14 protein-coding genes and 1 riboswitch are annotated in these 16054 nt (G+C 59.5%); of the genes, 7 read left to right on the top strand and 7 right to left on the bottom strand.

Annotated elements, in window-relative coordinates; all coding sequences use genetic code 11:
* Window positions 1-80 precede the first annotated feature (80 nt).
* Window positions 81-1949, top strand: coding sequence for a flavin monoamine oxidase family protein (locus PSH64_RS28125; RefSeq protein WP_305479286.1), 1869 nt, complete (start codon window positions 81-83; stop codon window positions 1947-1949).
* A gap of 44 nt (window positions 1950-1993) precedes the next feature.
* Here PSH64_RS28125 and PSH64_RS28120 read toward each other — a convergent pair whose 3' ends face one another.
* Window positions 1994-2941: a YncE family protein gene (locus tag PSH64_RS28120; RefSeq protein ID WP_105340840.1), complete on the bottom strand. Its 948-nt coding sequence runs from the start codon at window positions 2939-2941 to the stop codon at window positions 1994-1996.
* 284 nt (window positions 2942-3225) lie between these two features.
* On the opposite strand from PSH64_RS28120, the gene PSH64_RS28115 reads away from it, so the two are divergent.
* Together PSH64_RS28115 and PSH64_RS28110 are read left to right on the top strand one after the other, a co-directional pair.
* Window positions 3226-3777: a cytochrome b gene (locus tag PSH64_RS28115; protein ID WP_305479285.1), complete on the top strand. Its 552-nt coding sequence runs from the start codon at window positions 3226-3228 to the stop codon at window positions 3775-3777.
* A 32-nt stretch (window positions 3778-3809) separates the two neighbouring features.
* Window positions 3810-4403 (top strand): YceI family protein, encoded by a 594-nt coding sequence (locus tag PSH64_RS28110; RefSeq protein ID WP_305479284.1) that lies wholly within the window; start codon window positions 3810-3812, stop codon window positions 4401-4403.
* A 142-nt stretch (window positions 4404-4545) separates the two neighbouring features.
* Here PSH64_RS28110 and PSH64_RS28105 read toward each other — a convergent pair whose 3' ends face one another.
* The 4 genes from PSH64_RS28105 to ahcY form a co-directional block, all read right to left on the bottom strand.
* Window positions 4546-6402: a DEAD/DEAH box helicase gene (locus PSH64_RS28105; protein WP_105340843.1), complete on the bottom strand. Its 1857-nt coding sequence runs from the start codon at window positions 6400-6402 to the stop codon at window positions 4546-4548.
* A gap of 223 nt (window positions 6403-6625) precedes the next feature.
* Entirely contained in the window at window positions 6626-7441 is an 816-nt protein-coding gene (locus PSH64_RS28100) for an ABC transporter substrate-binding protein (RefSeq protein ID WP_105340844.1), read from the bottom strand.
* Between the two features lie 169 nt (window positions 7442-7610).
* Window positions 7611-8456: a methylenetetrahydrofolate reductase [NAD(P)H] gene (gene metF / locus PSH64_RS28095; RefSeq protein ID WP_305479283.1), complete on the bottom strand. Its 846-nt coding sequence runs from the start codon at window positions 8454-8456 to the stop codon at window positions 7611-7613.
* A gap of 160 nt (window positions 8457-8616) precedes the next feature.
* The gene (gene ahcY, locus PSH64_RS28090; protein WP_105340846.1) at window positions 8617-10026 is read right to left on the bottom strand and encodes an adenosylhomocysteinase; all 1410 of its coding nucleotides are present in this window, start codon (window positions 10024-10026) and stop codon (window positions 8617-8619) included.
* A gap of 23 nt (window positions 10027-10049) precedes the next feature.
* Window positions 10050-10148: riboswitch (S-adenosyl-L-homocysteine riboswitch) on the bottom strand.
* A gap of 198 nt (window positions 10149-10346) precedes the next feature.
* Here ahcY and PSH64_RS28085 point away from each other — a divergent pair.
* On the top strand, window positions 10347-10751 hold the full coding sequence (locus tag PSH64_RS28085; protein WP_305479281.1) for an acyl-CoA thioesterase: 405 nt from the start codon (window positions 10347-10349) through the stop codon (window positions 10749-10751).
* A 193-nt stretch (window positions 10752-10944) separates the two neighbouring features.
* Entirely contained in the window at window positions 10945-11832 is an 888-nt protein-coding gene (locus PSH64_RS28080) for a formate/nitrite transporter family protein (RefSeq protein ID WP_305479280.1), read from the top strand.
* Between the two features lie 147 nt (window positions 11833-11979).
* On the opposite strand, the gene PSH64_RS28075 is transcribed toward PSH64_RS28080, so the two are convergent.
* Window positions 11980-13149, bottom strand: a complete 1170-nt coding sequence (locus tag PSH64_RS28075; RefSeq protein WP_105340849.1) for an MFS transporter — start codon at window positions 13147-13149, stop codon at window positions 11980-11982.
* Window positions 13150-13370: 221 nt separating this feature from the next.
* Between PSH64_RS28075 and PSH64_RS28070 the strand changes: the two genes are divergently transcribed.
* The gene (locus tag PSH64_RS28070) at window positions 13371-14204 is read left to right on the top strand and encodes an EamA family transporter (RefSeq protein ID WP_105340850.1); all 834 of its coding nucleotides are present in this window, start codon (window positions 13371-13373) and stop codon (window positions 14202-14204) included.
* A 50-nt stretch (window positions 14205-14254) separates the two neighbouring features.
* Window positions 14255-14641 (top strand): MAPEG family protein, encoded by a 387-nt coding sequence (locus PSH64_RS28065; protein WP_018928745.1) that lies wholly within the window; start codon window positions 14255-14257, stop codon window positions 14639-14641.
* A 140-nt stretch (window positions 14642-14781) separates the two neighbouring features.
* Here PSH64_RS28065 and PSH64_RS28060 read toward each other — a convergent pair whose 3' ends face one another.
* Window positions 14782-15966 carry a murein transglycosylase A gene (locus tag PSH64_RS28060; protein ID WP_305479279.1) on the bottom strand — a complete coding sequence of 395 codons (1185 nt, stop codon included), beginning with the start codon at window positions 15964-15966 and terminating at the stop codon, window positions 14782-14784.
* Window positions 15967-16054 lie beyond the last annotated feature (88 nt).

Here is a 16054-nt window from a genome sequence, read left to right as displayed (position 1 = left end):
CTGACGTATTCTTCGCGGCTCTTTGAGTCGTCTGACTCGTAAAAACCGCTATTTCCTCGTGTATTTCCGGAGTTCGCTGAATGTCTGCTGGTTGGCTGCGCGCCTGTGCGCTGGTGATGTTGGGGCTGTTCAGCGTTTCGGCGCTGGCCAAGGATAAAACGGCGATCGTGGTCGGCGGCGGGCTTTCGGGCCTCACCGCGGCGTACGAACTGCAGAACAAAGGCTGGCAGGTCACCCTGCTGGAAGCCAAACCGACCCTGGGCGGTCGTTCCGGCATGGCCACCAGTGAGTGGATCGGCAACGACAAGACCCAACCGGTGTTGAACAAGTACATCTCGACGTTCAAGCTGAGCACCACGCCAGCCCCTGAGTTCGTGCGGACACCGGGTTACCTGATCGACGGTGAATACTTCAGCGCCGCCGATCTGGCGACTAAACAGCCGGCCACCAGCGACGCGCTGAAACGCTACGAAAAAACCCTGGATGACCTGGCGCGTTCGATCGAAGACCCGCAGAACCCGGCAGCCAACAGCACGCTGTTCGCCCTGGACCAGATCAACGTGGCCAACTGGCTCGATCGCCTGAACCTGCCGGCCACTGCGCGTCAGTTGGTGAATCAGGAGATTCGTACCCGTTACGACGAACCTTCACGCCTGTCGTTGCTGTACTTCGCTCAACAGAGCCGCGTCTACCGTGGCGTTGCCGACCGTGACCTGCGGGCCTCGCGCCTGCCCGGCGGCAGCCCGGTGCTGGCCCAGGCCATCGTTAAACAACTGAAAACCATCAAGACCGGTTCCCCGGTTTCGTCCATTACCCAGGACAAGGACGGCGTGACTGTCAAGGTCGGCAGTGTTGGCTATCAGGCGGACTACGTCGTGCTGGCCGTGCCATTGCGCGCACTGAGCAAGATCCAGATGACTCCCGCGCTGGACGCCCAGCACATGGGTGCCATCAAGGGCACCAACTACGGCTGGCGTGACCAGATCATGCTGAAGTTCAAGGCGCCGGTTTGGGAAAGCAAGGCGCGCATGTCTGGCGAGATCTACAGCAACGCCGGTCTGGGCATGTTGTGGATCGAGCCGGCCTTGAAGGGCGGCGCCAACGTGGTCATCAATATCTCCGGCGACAACGCGCGGGTGATGCAAGCCTTCGGCGACAAGCAGATGGCCGATCAGGTGCTGATTCGTCTGCATGCCTTTTATCCACAGGCACGCGGTTCGTTCACCGGTTATGAAATCCGCCGTTACAGCACCGACCCGTCGATGGGTGGCGCTTACCTGGCCTTCGGTCCGGGCCAGATCAGCAAATACTGGCGCCTGTGGGAGCGTCCGCTGCAACGGGTAGCCTTTGCCGGCGAGCATACCGACACCTTGTACCCGGGCACTTTGGAAGGCGCCTTGCGCACCGGTCAGCGTGCAGCCAGTCAGCTGGAAGACCTGGCGGCGGGCAAGTCGTTTGAACCTGTGAAGGTTGTGCCGGCGGCAACCGCTGCGGCAGCAGGCGCGGTCGTGGCGAAGAAAGGCAACTTCTTCAGCAACATGTTCGGTGGTTCGTCCGATAAAGCGGCCGATAAAGCAGAACCGGCCAAGGTTGAAGCGAAAGCTGAAGAGACCAAACCTGGCTTCTTCTCGCGGATGTTCGGTGGCGGTTCCGACAAGGCTCCGGCCAAGGCGCCAGACCCCGCGGCTCCTGTTGCCCCAGCACCTGCTCCAGTCGCTGCGCCAGCCCCGGCACCTGCACCGGTTGAGGCACCGAAGCCCGTGGTGCCAGTGCAGGCCGAGCCTGCCAAGAAAGCACCGGCCAAGGCGCCAGTGAAAAAGCCTGCCGCCAAAACCGAGGCCAAAAAGGCTCCGGCCAAGGCGCCGGCGAAAAAGGCTGAGCCGGTGAAGAAGCCAGCGGCCAGCCCCGCTGCAACGACTACGGCAGCGACTGAAACCAAGACGCAGTAAGTCTTGGGATCAAAAAAAAGCGCGGCACGGATGCCGCGCTTTTTTTATATGTATTTTTGGCACTCAGGTAGATCGACAATATGGACTTCGTCGCTTTGGTAGTCGCTGATATAGGCCCGGTTGTGCTGATCAAGAACCATGTCATACGGTTCGACAGCGCGAGGGATGGGAACTCTGCCAACAATCTCATAGGTGCTGGTATTAATTTCCACGACCTCTTTTCCGCTTTGATCGACGGCATAAGCGTTCTTTTCGCCGAATACTATTTTCCCTTCGCAAGTCACAAAGTCGAAATGCCGGGTGATCGATGACACAGTGTCCAGTACCGTCAGTTTTCGAGCGTCCAGACACACGATATATACCTTCCTGCCGTCGGGACTGACGGTAACCGTCGACGGATATTGTTCGGTTTTGATGATGTTGACGATTTCGAAAGTCTTGCTGCTGATGATCGTGAGCGCGTCCTGATAAGGGCCGGCGGGGACGTTGGTGCTGGAAATATACAGGCGCGAATCGTCCTGGCTGATGTCCGCGCTGATGGAGGGCGAGGGTAGGCCTCGCACTCTGCTCACCGCATAAGTGCGGGTGTCAATAATTGCCAACCACTCTTTATCCTGTCGAACGGTGACGTAAACATGCTTCCCGTCTCGGCTCGCGACGACCCCCCAAGGGTGTTTTCCTACTGTGATGTTACCCACCGCGTATGTCGTGGTATCGATAACCGAAACCGAACCGGAACCGTAGTTGGTCACGTAAGCCCTTTTCCCCCTATGGGTAAGGATGATGTTCTGGGGGTATTGTTCGACTGCAATGGTGCGAATGACCTTTTTGTTCCGGGTGTTGATCACTGACACAGTGCCCGAGATGTAATTGCAAACAAAAACCCGTGATCCATCATCGCTGATGGCTATCCCTCGTGGCCCTTCCCCTACGGCTATCGAATTGGACTGGTTGTGCATTATCACGGGGGATGAGCTCGAATTGTGACTCATGGTAGAACTCCTGTTCAGACGCTCGGAATAAGATCCGGGTTCAAGTCCATCAATGACCTGCAATGTTGGCTACTGTCAGATATGACAGTTCTGACAAGTGGCAAAGGCACTTGAAAGCGACGAAGGGGGCGGCAACTGCAGGTTTTTTTATTCGGTTAACACTCTCTTAACCTCTCGCCCCCAAGGTCTTGATCGTATTTCTCGATATTTCAGAGCGAAATTTTCCGCTTTAAATCGATAGATAACTCGATAGTCTTGGGCGCAGTTCTTACAGGATTTGGGCAATGCAGCTACGTAACTCTTCTTCCCGCTACGGTTGGGTCAGCATCTTCATGCACTGGGGTGTGGCGTTGACCGTCTTCGGCCTGTTTGCGTTGGGGTTGTGGATGGTCGGTCTTGATTACTACAGCACCTGGCGCAAAGACGCGCCGGATCTGCACAAGAGTATTGGTCTGGTGTTATTTGCCGTGATGTTGCTGCGGGTAGTGTGGCGCTTCATCAGCCCACCGCCGCCGCTCCTGCCAAGCTATAGCCGCGTGACCCGCCTTGGCGCCAAATTCGGCCATTCCTTCCTTTATCTCAGTCTGTTCGCTGTGATGATTGCCGGTTACCTGATTTCCACCGCAGACGGTGTCGGGATTCCGGTGTTTGGCCTGTTTGAAATTCCTGCACTGGTTTCCGGACTACCGGACCAGGCAGACACCGCGGGTGTGATCCATTTGTACCTGGCCTGGGTGCTGGTAATTTTTTCCGGTCTCCATGCGTTGGCAGCATTGAAACACCATTTTATCGATCGTGATGCGACCCTGGCGCGAATGCTGGGGCGCAAAGCCTGATGTTCAACCTCGACTCCAAAGGAATAGAAAGCATGTTGAAAAAGACGCTCGCCGCTCTGGCAATCGGTTCTGCTCTGCTGTCGGCTAACGTGATGGCGGCCGATTACGTGGTCGACAAAGAAGGTCAGCACGCCTTCGTTGACTTCAAGATCAGCCACCTGGGCTACAGCTACATCATCGGTACCTTCAAGGATATCGACGGCAAGTTCAGCTTCGACGCTGCCAAGCCTGAAGACAGCAAGATCGAGTTCAATGTGCGCACCGCCAGCGTGTTCACCAACCACGCCGAACGCGACAAGCACATCGCCAGCGGTGACTTCCTGAACGTGGGCAAATTCGCCGACGCCAAGTTCGTCTCCACCAGCGTCAAACCTACCGGTAAAAACGCCGCAGGCAAAGACACGGCCGACGTGACGGGTAACCTGACCCTTCTGGGCGTGACCAAGCCAATCGTGGTCAAGGCCACGTTCCTGGGTGAAGGCAAGGATCCATGGGGCGGCTACCGTGCCGGCTTCGAAGGCACCACCAGCATCAAGCGTTCGGATTTCGGCAAGCAGAAAGACTTGGGCCCAGCGTCCGACGCGGTCGAGCTGTACGTGACGTTTGAAGGTGTCAAAGCGAAATAAATTTCGCGCCTGACACAAAAACGCCCCCGATCTCACGATCGCGGGCGTTTTTTATGGTCGGAGAAAATCTGCAGGGATGTTCTCAGCTGAAATGAAAATGCCCCGATCGCAAGATCAGGGCATTTTTTATAACGGTGCTAACTCAGCGGTTGCGGGTCAGCAACGCTGGTTTTTCGCCGCGCGGACGGCCTGGCAGTTGATCCAGTTGCTCAGGTGTCGGGAAGCGATCGCTTTTCGACTCCTTGTGAATGATCTTCGGTGCCGGGCCCCGCGGGTTTTGCACGGCCGGTTCCGAACGAGGCTGGTCGTCACGGGCCGGGCGGCGGTTGCGGGACTCTTCACGACGGGCCTGGCCATCACGTGGAGCGCCGTTGCGTGGGCCGCTGCGCTTGGCCGGCGGCGTGCCGGTGGTAGCGCCGCTGCTGTTGCGCGGACCGTTCTGGCGACCTTGTGGCTGACCCGTGCGCGGAGCGCCTGCGCCTTGTGCCGGAGCCCCCGGACGGCGGCCACGGCCCTGAGCCGGTTTGGCTTGAGGCACGTAGTCGACGCGGTTACCGAAGTTATCGATATCGTCGTCCAGGAACTCGTCCGGAGCACGGTCGGCGGCGGCGCGAGGGGCCGGGCGCTGTTGTTCGCGGGCCGGGGTGCCTTCGCGTGGCTTGTGTTCACGGGCCGGGCGCTCGCCACGGCCAGCGGCAGGTTTTTCCTTGCCGCCCTTGTCCTTGCCTTTGTCTTTACGACCGCCACCACCACCGCTGCCGTTCGGGCCGTCGCCGCGCGGGCCACGTGGGTTGCGCGGGTTACGCACATCCGGACGCTCGCGGACTTCCGGTTTTTCGGCTTCCACGGCGCTGGAATCGAAGCCCATCAGGTCGCCATCGGCGATTTTCTGCTTGGTCATGCGCTCGATGCTTTTGAGCAGCTTCTCTTCGTCCGGAGCCACCAGCGAGATCGCCTCGCCCGAACGACCGGCACGGCCGGTACGACCGATACGGTGCACGTAATCTTCGTCGACGTTCGGCAGTTCGAAGTTGACCACGTGAGGCAACTGGTCGATGTCCAGGCCGCGCGCGGCGATGTCGGTGGCGACCAGGATGCGCACTTCACCGGCCTTGAAGTCGGCCAGGGCTTTGGTGCGGGCGTTCTGGCTCTTGTTACCGTGGATCGCGACGGCGGCGAGGCCGTGTTTGTCCAGGTACTCGGCCAGGCGGTTGGCGCCGTGCTTGGTGCGGGTGAATACCAGCACCTGTTCCCAGGCGCCTGCGGTGATCAGGTGCGCCAGCAGCGAACGCTTGTGGTTGGCCGGCAGACGGAATACGCGCTGTTCGATGCGCTCGACCGTGGTGTTCGGCGGCGTGACTTCGATGCGTTCCGGGTTGTGCAGCAGCTTGCCGGCGAGGTCGGTGATGTCTTTGGAGAAGGTCGCCGAGAACAACAGGTTCTGCCGTTTGGCCGGGAGGCGGGCGAGGACCTTTTTCACGTCATGGACAAAGCCCATGTCGAGCATGCGGTCGGCTTCGTCCAGCACGAGGATTTCCACGTGGGACAAATCGACACTGCCCTGGCCGGCGAGGTCGAGCAGGCGACCGGGGCAGGCCACCAGCACGTCGACACCACGGGACATGGCTTGAACCTGCGGGTTCATGCCGACGCCACCGAAGATGCAGGCGCTGACGAATTTCAGGTCACGGGCATAGACCTTGAAGCTTTCGTGTACCTGGGCCGCAAGTTCGCGGGTTGGGGTCAGGACCAGTACGCGGGGTTGGCGCGGACCGTGACGCTGGGATTTGTCCGGGTGACCGTTGGGAAACAACCGCTCCAGAATCGGAAGGGCGAAGCCGCCGGTTTTACCAGTACCTGTCTGAGCCGCAACCATCAGGTCGCGACCTTGCAACACGGCGGGAATGGCCCGCTGTTGCACCGGAGTAGGCTCGGTATAGCCCGCTGCCTCGATGGCGCGGACTAAAGCCTCGGAGAGACCGAGGGAAGCAAAGGACATGAGTAATCCTGTTTTAGTTAGGGCTTGGCCCAATGGGAGTCTTGCCTGGCGCGAATGGCGTTTAAGAGGACGCAATCCCGTCCGGTCCTGCTGGGCCTCGAAGGCTCGTCTGGAGCGCTCGCGCGGGCTGGTAAAGCTGCGCTGTAGCGGGATCGAGATGCCTTGAACAAGTCCGAGCGTCCGGGCGTGAGCCTGGCGGGAAGGCCGGAGTATAACAGAGCAATCACTGTGCGCCGCTTTCCTGCTGCTCAACGGTTTTTTCGCCGGTTGCGGTGGCGTGGGCGCCCCGTGCTTCGGTGGCCGGGCCGGCACCATAGCGGGCGCTCAGTTCGGCGTAGGCGGGCTCGCGCTTGAAGCGCTTGAGTTCGGCCCCGAACCGCTGCACCAGCAAATCCATCCCGGCATTGCGGCGTACCGCCAGATACTGGCTCTGCTGGCTGATGACGGTCGGGTTCTCGGTGATCTTGTCGCGGATGTTCAGTTGATCGAGCAAGTACTGGCCGACCCGGCGATCGGTGATCAGCAGGTCGATCCGCCCGCGTACCAGTTTGCCGAAGTTGGCTTCATGAGTGGGCGCGGGCTCCTGGGTGAACAGCCTCGATTCGCTGAAGTCCTTGCTGTACAGGTAGCCCGGCGAGGTGCCGATGGTCAGGCCTTTCAGATCCTCCAGGGTGCGAAACGGGAACGGTCGCTCGTTGGCGTAGAACATCACGAATTCCACTTGCGAGAGCGGTTCGCTGGGGTAGAGCAGAGTCGCTTCGCGTTCATCGCTATGGAAAATATCCAGCGCACCGTCTGCCTGACCCTGCTCCAGCATCGACAGGCAGCGTTTCCAGGGCAGGAACTGCCATTCCACGTCGATCCCCAGGCGCTTGAAGACAATGGCCGTGGTTTCGTAGTCGAGCCCCAGCGCCGTGCCGTTTTCCTCATACACGTAAGGCGCCCAGGGTTCGGTGACAATACGCAGCTTCTCGCCCCGAGCGGTGAAGCTCAGGCAAGTGAATAGAAGCACGGTCAGTAACTGGGCGATCAGGGGCATGGCTTGAGATTACGACGAGAAATCATAAAGAGCCAGAAACCGGATCCAGAAGCTCTGGATCGGGCATTAAAAGCAAAAGATCGCAGCCTTCGGCGGCGCCTGCAGAGGTACATATTCCTCTGGAGGCGCTGCCGAAGACTGCGATCTCTTGATCTTGCGTTAACGGCTATTAGCGCGGCAACTTCAGGTTATTCCACACCGCCAGGCTCGGTTCAGCCTGGTTCAGTGTGTAGAAGTGCAGCCCCGGTGCGCCACCTTGCAACAGGTGTTCGCACATCTCGGTGATGACTTGCTCACCAAAGCTTTGAATGCTCTGGGTGTCGTCGCCGTAGGCTTCCAGTTGCTTGCGGATCCAGCGCGGGATTTCCGCTCCGCAAGCATCGGAGAAGCGCGCCAGCTTGCTGTAGTTGGTGATCGGCATGATCCCCGGCACGATCGGGATGTTCACACCCTTGGCCCGTACACGCTCGACGAAGTAGAAATAGCTGTCGGCGTTGAAGAAGTACTGGGTGATCGCACTGTTGGCGCCGGCGTTGGCCTTGCGCACGAAGTTGTTGAGATCGTCTTCGAAGTTGCGCGCTTGCGGATGCATTTCCGGGTAAGCGGCGACTTCGATATGGAAATGATCGCCGGTCTCTTCACGAATGAATTCAACCAGGTCATTGGCGTGACGCAACTCGCCGCTGGCCATGCCCATGCCCGAGGGCAGGTCACCGCGAAGCGCAACGATTCGCTGGATGCCGGCTGCCTTGTACTGGGTCAGCAGGCCGCGCAGGTCGTCCTTGCTGTCGCCCACGCAAGACAAATGCGGTGCGGCAGGGACTTTGACTTCACTTTCCAGCTGCAACACGGTGTTGAGGGTGCGATCACGGGTCGAACCGCCAGCGCCGTAGGTGCAGGAGAAGAAATCGGGATTGTAGGTCGCCAGCTGACGGGCAGTGGCGATCAGTTTTTCATGCCCAGCATCGGTCTTCGTCGGGAAGAATTCGAAGCTGTAGCGACGTTCTTGGGACATGGTCATATCCTTGGAAGCACGTAAGCCGGAGAGGCTTGCACATCCCATGTGGGAGCGGGCTTGCTCGCGAAAACGGTGGGTCAGTCGACATCAATGTTGAATGATAAATCGTCTTCGCGAGCAAGCCCGCTCCCACAAGGAGAGCAGGCGGCAGGACCGATCAGTAGCGGTAAGCGTGCGGCTTGAACGGGCCTTCGACGGTGACGCCGATGTAGTCAGCCTGTTGCTTGGTCAGTTGAGTGACCACGCCGCCGAAACCGCGGACCATTTCCAGGGCCACTTCTTCGTCGAGTTTCTTCGGCAGTACTTCAACGGTCAGGCGCTCGGCTTTCTGGGCTGGCGACAGGTCGGCGTATTTCTGGCCGAACAGGAAGATCTGCGCCAGAACCTGGTTGGCGAACGAACCGTCCATGATGCGGCTTGGGTGACCAGTGGCGTTGCCCAGGTTAACCAGACGGCCTTCGGCCAGCAGGATCAGGTAGTCGTCGTTCTGAGCGTCGAACGCGCCCGGGCCGGTGCGGTGAACCTTGTGAACCTGTGGCTTCACTTCTTCCCATGCCCAGTTCTTGCGCATGAAAGCGGTGTCGATTTCGTTGTCGAAGTGACCGATGTTGCAGACCACAGCGCGTTTCTTCAGGGCTTTGAGCATGTTGGCGTCGCAAACATTGACGTTGCCGGTGGTGGTCACGATCAGGTCGATCTTGCCCAGCAGCGCTTTGTCGATGCTCGCTTCGGTACCGTTGTTGATACCGTCGATGAACGGCGAAACCAGTTCGAAACCGTCCATGCAGGCTTGCATGGCGCAGATCGGGTCGACTTCGGAGACTTTAACGATCATGCCTTCCTGACGCAGGGACTGGGCCGAACCCTTGCCCACGTCACCGTAACCGATGACCAGCGCTTGCTTGCCGGACAGCAGGTGGTCGGTGCCGCGCTTGATCGCGTCGTTCAGGCTGTGACGGCAGCCGTACTTGTTGTCGTTCTTGCTCTTGGTCACCGAGTCGTTGACGTTGATGGCCGGGATTTTCAGCTCGCCCTTGGCCAGCATGTCCAGCAGACGGTGAACGCCGGTGGTGGTTTCTTCGGTGACGCCGTGAACACGGTCCAGTACTTGTGGGTACTTCTTGTGCAGCAGTTCGGTCAGGTCGCCGCCATCGTCGAGGATCATGTTGGCATCCCAAGGCTGGCCATCCTTGAGGATGGTTTGCTCCAGGCACCACTCGTACTCTTCTTCAGTCTCGCCCTTCCAGGCGAACACCGGGATGCCGGCAGCGGCGATGGAAGCGGCGGCCTGATCCTGAGTCGAGAAAATGTTGCAGGACGACCAGCGTACTTCGGCACCCAGGGCAACCAGGGTTTCGATCAGCACGGCAGTCTGAATGGTCATGTGGATGCAGCCGAGGATCTTCGCGCCCTTGAGCGGTTGCTCGACGGAGTACTTGCGGCGCAGACCCATCAGGGCCGGCATTTCGGATTCGGCGATGATGGTTTCGCGACGGCCCCAGGCAGCCAGGGACATGTCGGCGACTTTGTAATCGGTAAAATCTGCAGGCGTGATAACAGCGCTCATGAAGAGCCTCCATTCGTAATGTATGCGAATGGGCGCCGTTGTGCGTTTAGTGTCCGGCCGTGGCCAGTCAACGCCCCATCCGAGCCTGACAGGTTGAACCTGCTGCAGCGCCCCTCGGACAGGTGGCGGGAAAACGGTAGCAAGTGAAGGTTACCGTTTTGAAACGGGGGCGATTATAGCGGGCTATGCTGATCTTCCAAAGCGTTTCTGTTGGTCAATGTCCGAACGGTAATCGAGACCATAGTCGATGCTTAATAGAGCTCTAGTCCGGGCTCTGCCATGATGGCCGGCATCAATCGGCAAGACGGTCAGGAGTGAGTATGAATTTCCACACCCGCAAATGGGTAAAACCCGAAGACCTCAACCCCAACGGCACGCTGTTCGGCGGCAGCCTGCTGCGCTGGATCGACGAAGAGGCGGCGATCTACGCCATCGTCCAGCTGGGTAATCAGCGCGTGGTCACCAAGTACATTTCCGAAATCAACTTCGTCAGCGCCTCGCGCCAGGGCGACATCATCGAGTTAGGCATTACCGCCACCGAGTTCGGTCGCACCTCGATCACCCTGACCTGCGAAGTGCGCAACAAGATCACCCGCAAGAGCATCCTGACGGTAGAGAAGATGGTGTTCGTGAACCTTGGTGAAGACGGCCTGCCCATGCTGCACGGCCGGACCGAGATCAGGTACGTCAAAGACCAGTTCAAGGATGATGACATCGGCGGGTGAAATCGGCGGTTTCGCGAGCAAGCCGCTCCCACATTTGCCTCAGTGAGCAGAAACTTTGTGCACGACGCAGATCCAGTGTGGGAGCGGGCTTGCCCGCGAAAGCGGTCTATCGGTCAGCGATGATTTAACGCACCACTGAACAGCTCTGAACCCCGCGTGTCGTACCTAGACACGCAACCGGTTCAGGAACTCTATGGACACGCCCAAAGACGGCAAGACCCCGGACCTCTCGGCACAGGAACGGCGCGAGGTCGACAAAAACCAGCCCCCGCGCGCGGCGGTGCTGCACGAAATCATTCGCACCCAAGGCGATCAGGAACTTGAGCGCAGTGTTGCGGCGCTATGGTGGTCGGCCCTGGCCGCCGGCCTGACCATGGGCTTGTCACTGATGGGCATGGGATTGCTCAACTCGCGCCTGCCGGACGGTGAAGGCTTCAAGGTGATCGCCAGCTTCGGGTACTGCGCCGGTTTTCTCGCAGTGATACTCGCCCGGCAACAACTCTTCACCGAAAATACCCTGACCGCCGTGCTGCCGATCATGAGCAAGCCCACGCTGGGTAACTTCGGTCGGCTGTTGCGGCTGTGGACGGTAGTGCTGGTGGGCAACCTCTGCGGCACCTTGCTGGTGGCGTATGTGATGCTGCACCTGCCGATTTTCGACACCAAGACCGATCTGGCCTTCCTCGACATCGGGCGCAAGGTCATGGAAAACGACGCCAGCAAAATGTTCGCCAAAGGCATCATCTCCGGCTGGATGATCGCCACCATGGTCTGGATGATTCCGTCCATGGAGAGCGCCAAGATGTGGATCATCATCCTCATCACCTATTTCATGGCGCTGGGGGACTTTACCCACATCGTGGTCGGATCGGTCGAGGTCTCGTACCTGGTGTTCGCCGGCGAATTGCCGTGGAAGGATTTCTGGCTGGTGTTCGCCGGTCCCACGCTGGCGGGGAACATCATCGGCGGCAGTTTTATCTTCGCGCTGATCAGTCACGCGCAGATTCGCAGTGAAAGCGGGCCGCCGAAGACCTCTGCGCAGCGGGCCCAGGAATCCGAACCGCAAAAGATCGAAAAGTGAAGGTAGAAGAACCTGATGCCAGCGCAATTCAATGTGGGAGCGGGCTTGCTCGCGAAGACGGCGGCACATTCAAGATTGATGTCGCCTGACTCACCGCCTTCGCGAGCAAGCCCGCTCCCATAGGTTTCGTAATTTCACCGACTGGCATTAATCGGACGCGCTGACCACGGCAGCACTGCGACGTTGCAGGTAGATGAAAAATAGCGCCGTCAGCACCGTTAACCCGCTGACCAGTGCGCCGGTCCACGGCAAGTCCGCCAGGTCCGCGCCACTGGCGACAACCAGCCCGCCAATCCACGCTCCGGCGGCGTTGCCGAGATTGAATGCGCTTTGATTCAACGTCGAGCCGAGGTTCGGTGCCTCATGAGCCTCATCAATGATCAGCAACTGCAGGATCGGGCACAACGCGAACGCGAAAACACCCCACAACACCAGCGTGATCGCTGCCGGGATCACCGAATGGCTGGTCTGGCTGAAAGCGGCCAGCACCACGGCCACGGCCAACGCCATGCCTACCAGTGAAGGCAGCAAGCGACTGTCCGCCAATCGGCCGCCCAGCATACTGCCCGCCGTCAGACCGACGCCGAACAACAGCAGCATGATCGTCACGCCATGGGGGCTGACGCCGGTAATGTCTTGCAGGATCGGCGCGATATAGGTGAATACGCTGAACAGGCTGGTGGACGCCAGCACGCTCATGCCCAGCGCCAGCAGCACGTTGACCTTGCCCAGCACTTTGAACTCGCTGGCCAGGTTGGCCTTGTCCATGGGAATTTCCTTGGGCAGCCAGACCCACTGCGCGATCGCCGCAATTACGCCAATCACCGACACCGCCCAGAAAGTCGAGCGCCAGCCGGCGTATTGCCCCAGCGCAGTGCCCAATGGCACGCCCAGCACGTTGGCCAGGGTCAGGCCGGTGAACATCATGGCAATCGCCTGGGCTCGTTTGTTCGGTGCCACCAGACTGGCCGCTACCACTGAACCGATGCCGAAAAACGCGCCATGGCACAGCGCGGTGATCACTCGTGCGGCCATCAATGTGGCGTAGTTCGGCGCCAGGGCGCAGAGGATGTTGCCGAGAATGAACATCATCGTCATGCCCAGCAGCGTGGCTTTGCGCGGCATGTTGGCGGTGCCGACCGCGAGGATCGGCGCACCGAACACCACGCCCAGGGCGTATCCAGTGATGAGCAGGCCGGCGTGAGGAATGCTCACGGCGAGGTCGCGGGCGACATCGGGCAGTAAACCCATGATGACGAACTCAGTGGTGCCGATGCCGAAAGCGGCAACGGCCAGTGCAAGCAAGGCGAGTGGCATGCGCAAGGTCTCTGTCGGTAGTCTTGACGCTTTGATCAGGCATACGCAGGCCGACGACCGTTCTCCATGAGAGCGGGCAGAGGCAGGAATTATTGGTATTAGTCTGTGCGCAACTGAGTGCGGCGTGGTCGCTTGCAGTATAAACAGCTGCGGACATATGGCGAATCAAATATCTGCCTCACCCCTGTAGGGGGAGGGCGTGGCGAAATAGGGAGTGTGCCGTGCTTGCGACGGTTCTGGTGTTGGTGGCGGCGCTATTGCACGCGGCGTGGAATACCCTGATCAAGTTCAGTGCGGAGCGGCTGTTGGTGGTGGCCTGCATGGACAGCGTGGCGCTGCTGTTTGTTGCGCTGATGCTGCCATTCGTGGCGTTGCCGCCACTGGAGATGTGGCCGTGGATTCTCGCGTCGGCGGCATTCGAGTTGCTCTATCGCTACCTGTTGATCCAGGCCTATCGGGTCGGCGATCTCGGCCTGGTCTATCCCTTGATGCGTGGCCTGTCGCCGCTGGTGGTGCTGGCATTGACGTTGATCTTCGCCGGTGAAGTGCTGACGGCTCAGCAGATCTTCGGGATTTTGCTCATTCCGTTCGGCATGTTGTGCCTGCTCTGGCAGGGCGGGGGCGGGGTGCGTCTGCCGTGGTCGATGCTGCCGGTGGTGGCGCTGATCGGCTTGTGCATCGGCTGCTACACCTTCATCGATGGCCAGGCCTTGCGACGCTGGTCCCATCCGCTGGATTACCTGGTATGGGTCACCGTGCTCAGTGCCTGGCCGTTCCCCTTGCTGGCGCTGGTGCGCAAACGCCCGGCGTTCATGTTGTTCTGGCGCGAACAGTGGCGGTTGGGGTTGGCGGTCGGGTTCTGCGTCTTGTTCAGCTACGCTTTGGTGCTTTGGGCCATGCAGCTCGGTTCAATTGCCGAAGCTGCGGCGCTGCGCGAGATCAGCGTGATTCTGGTGGTGCTGTTCGGTATGCGCTACCTCAAAGAACCTTTTGGCGGGCCACGACTCTTAGCCTGCGCACTGGTTTTGATCGGCATGTTGGTGATGAAATTTTAGTCGCCGCTGATGGAATTCGATTCTCTACAACTTAAAGAAGGGACTGCGTTATGACGGTTGCTCTGTGGTGCATTTTGATTGCGATCTGCTTGCCTTATCTGTGCACAGGCGTCGCCAAGTTCAGCAATGGCAAGTTCGGGCTGAAACAGAATCACGACCCAAGGGCGTTTCTGGATTCGCTCGAAGGCGTGGCCAGGCGTGCGCATTCGGCGCAGTTGAACAGCTTCGAAGTGACCCCGGCGTTTGCCGCGGCGGTGATCGTGGCGCATCTGGCCGGCAATGCCGAACTGGTGACGATCAATGTGCTGTCGGTGCTGTTCATCACCAGTCGGCTGCTGTACATCATTTGCTATCTGGCGGACTGGGCGATTCTGCGGTCGCTGGTGTGGGCCATTGGCATGGGGCTGATTGTCAGTTTCTTTGTGGTATCTGTCTGAGAGCATTGTTTTTGCTGACCTCTTCGCGAGCAAGCCCGCTCCCACATTTGATCCTCAGTGAACACAGACTTTGTGTGCCGCAGAGATCCAATGTGGGAGCGGGCTTGCTCGCGAATGCAGTAGTGTTGCCGACACAACGCTTAAGGATTGGCTTTAACCGTATCGGCAACCTGCGGCACCTGCGGCAATGCCGCCCCTTTAGGCCAAAGCATCCAGATCTGCCCCTGCTGTTTCATGTCTCCAGCCAACTGCCCGGCTGCATCGCCCGTGCCCCAGAACAGGTCTGCGCGGACCTCGCCGGCAATCGCGCCGCCGGTATCTTGAGCCGCCACCGGACGCACCAGTGCGCTGCCGTCAGGTCGTGTGGTCGATAACCACAACAGGCTGCCAAGCGGAATCACCTTGCGATCCACCGCCGCACTGTAACCGGCGGTCAATGGCACATTCAGCGAGCCGCGCGGCCCTTCGTTGCTGTCCGGGTTGCGATTGAAAAACACATAGCTGGGATTGCTGCCGAGCAGTTCGGGAATGCGCGTCGGATTGGCCTTGGCCCAGTTATCGATGGCGCTCATGGTCACCTCTTCTTTCTTCAGCTCGCCCTGATCCACCAGCCAGCGACCAATGGGGCGGTAGGGGTGGCCGTTCTGGTCGGCATAACCGATGCGCAGTTGACGGCCATCCTCGAGCTGGATGCGCCCCGAACCCTGGATTTGCAGAAACTGCAGGTTCATCGGGTCGGTCAGCCAGGCAATCACCGGCGCCTTCACGCCTTTGGTTTCAATGGTTGCCGCATCGTCATATGGTTTGAGCACGCGACCTTCGAGCCGTCCGCGCAGGCGTTTGCCTTTGAGCTCCGGGTAAATACTGTCCAGCGAGACGATGATCATGTCTTCGGGCACGCCGTACACCGGGATGTTCGCTTGCTCGGTCTGGGTCAGGCTGCCGGGATACACCGGTTCGTAGTAACCGGTGATCAAGCCGTTGGGGTTGTCGTTGGCGGCGCGCAAGCCGTAAACATCGAGGTTCTGCTTGAGGAAGCCGCGGATATCGCTGGCGGTTGGCTGCACGTTGGCGGAAGCGGCACAGGTGCCACCCCAGACCGGGTCGGCCTTGAGTCGGGTGCAGGCGCTGCGCCACGAGCCGAAACCGGCAACGAGGTCGTTGTCGGACACCGCCGGAAGCGCTTCCCAGGTGGCGCTGGAGTAGGTCGCCAGTGCATGGGTTTTCGGTTTGCTGCTGTCGCCACCGGTGCAGCCCGCAAGCACGGCCACCATCGGAAGGGACCAGAGCAGATTGTGACGCCATGCCTTGAAACGGCTGTTCATGGAGTAATTCCTTTGCCGGTTGCCTGAGTGCTCCATGCGCTCAAACAACCCGTATTGATAATAGGGCTATTGGTCTTTGCCAGTGACG

Origin of the sequence: Pseudomonas sp. FP1742, from assembly GCF_030687145.1 — a bacterium.
Taxonomy (GTDB): domain Bacteria; phylum Pseudomonadota; class Gammaproteobacteria; order Pseudomonadales; family Pseudomonadaceae; genus Aquipseudomonas; species Aquipseudomonas frederiksbergensis_D.
This window is presented reverse-complemented; position numbering and strand designations above follow the sequence as displayed.

What these genes read in the sequence shown, in the direction of transcription:
- PSH64_RS28125 (WP_305479286.1), top strand. Translation starts at nt 81, where the DNA reads ATGTCTGCTGGTTGGCTGCGCGCCTGTGCGCTGGTGATGTTGGGGCTG.
- PSH64_RS28120 (WP_105340840.1), bottom strand. Translation starts at nt 2,941, where the DNA reads ATGAGTCACAATTCGAGCTCATCCCCCGTGATAATGCACAACCAGTCC.
- PSH64_RS28115 (WP_305479285.1), top strand. Translation starts at nt 3,226, where the DNA reads ATGCAGCTACGTAACTCTTCTTCCCGCTACGGTTGGGTCAGCATCTTC.
- PSH64_RS28110 (WP_305479284.1), top strand. Translation starts at nt 3,810, where the DNA reads ATGTTGAAAAAGACGCTCGCCGCTCTGGCAATCGGTTCTGCTCTGCTG.
- PSH64_RS28105 (WP_105340843.1), bottom strand. Translation starts at nt 6,402, where the DNA reads ATGTCCTTTGCTTCCCTCGGTCTCTCCGAGGCTTTAGTCCGCGCCATC.
- PSH64_RS28100 (WP_105340844.1), bottom strand. Translation starts at nt 7,441, where the DNA reads ATGCCCCTGATCGCCCAGTTACTGACCGTGCTTCTATTCACTTGCCTG.
- metF (WP_305479283.1), bottom strand. Translation starts at nt 8,456, where the DNA reads ATGTCCCAAGAACGTCGCTACAGCTTCGAATTCTTCCCGACGAAGACC.
- ahcY (WP_105340846.1), bottom strand. Translation starts at nt 10,026, where the DNA reads ATGAGCGCTGTTATCACGCCTGCAGATTTTACCGATTACAAAGTCGCC.
- PSH64_RS28085 (WP_305479281.1), top strand. Translation starts at nt 10,347, where the DNA reads ATGAATTTCCACACCCGCAAATGGGTAAAACCCGAAGACCTCAACCCC.
- PSH64_RS28080 (WP_305479280.1), top strand. Translation starts at nt 10,945, where the DNA reads ATGGACACGCCCAAAGACGGCAAGACCCCGGACCTCTCGGCACAGGAA.
- PSH64_RS28075 (WP_105340849.1), bottom strand. Translation starts at nt 13,149, where the DNA reads ATGCCACTCGCCTTGCTTGCACTGGCCGTTGCCGCTTTCGGCATCGGC.
- PSH64_RS28065 (WP_018928745.1), top strand. Translation starts at nt 14,255, where the DNA reads ATGACGGTTGCTCTGTGGTGCATTTTGATTGCGATCTGCTTGCCTTAT.
- PSH64_RS28060 (WP_305479279.1), bottom strand. Translation starts at nt 15,966, where the DNA reads ATGAACAGCCGTTTCAAGGCATGGCGTCACAATCTGCTCTGGTCCCTT.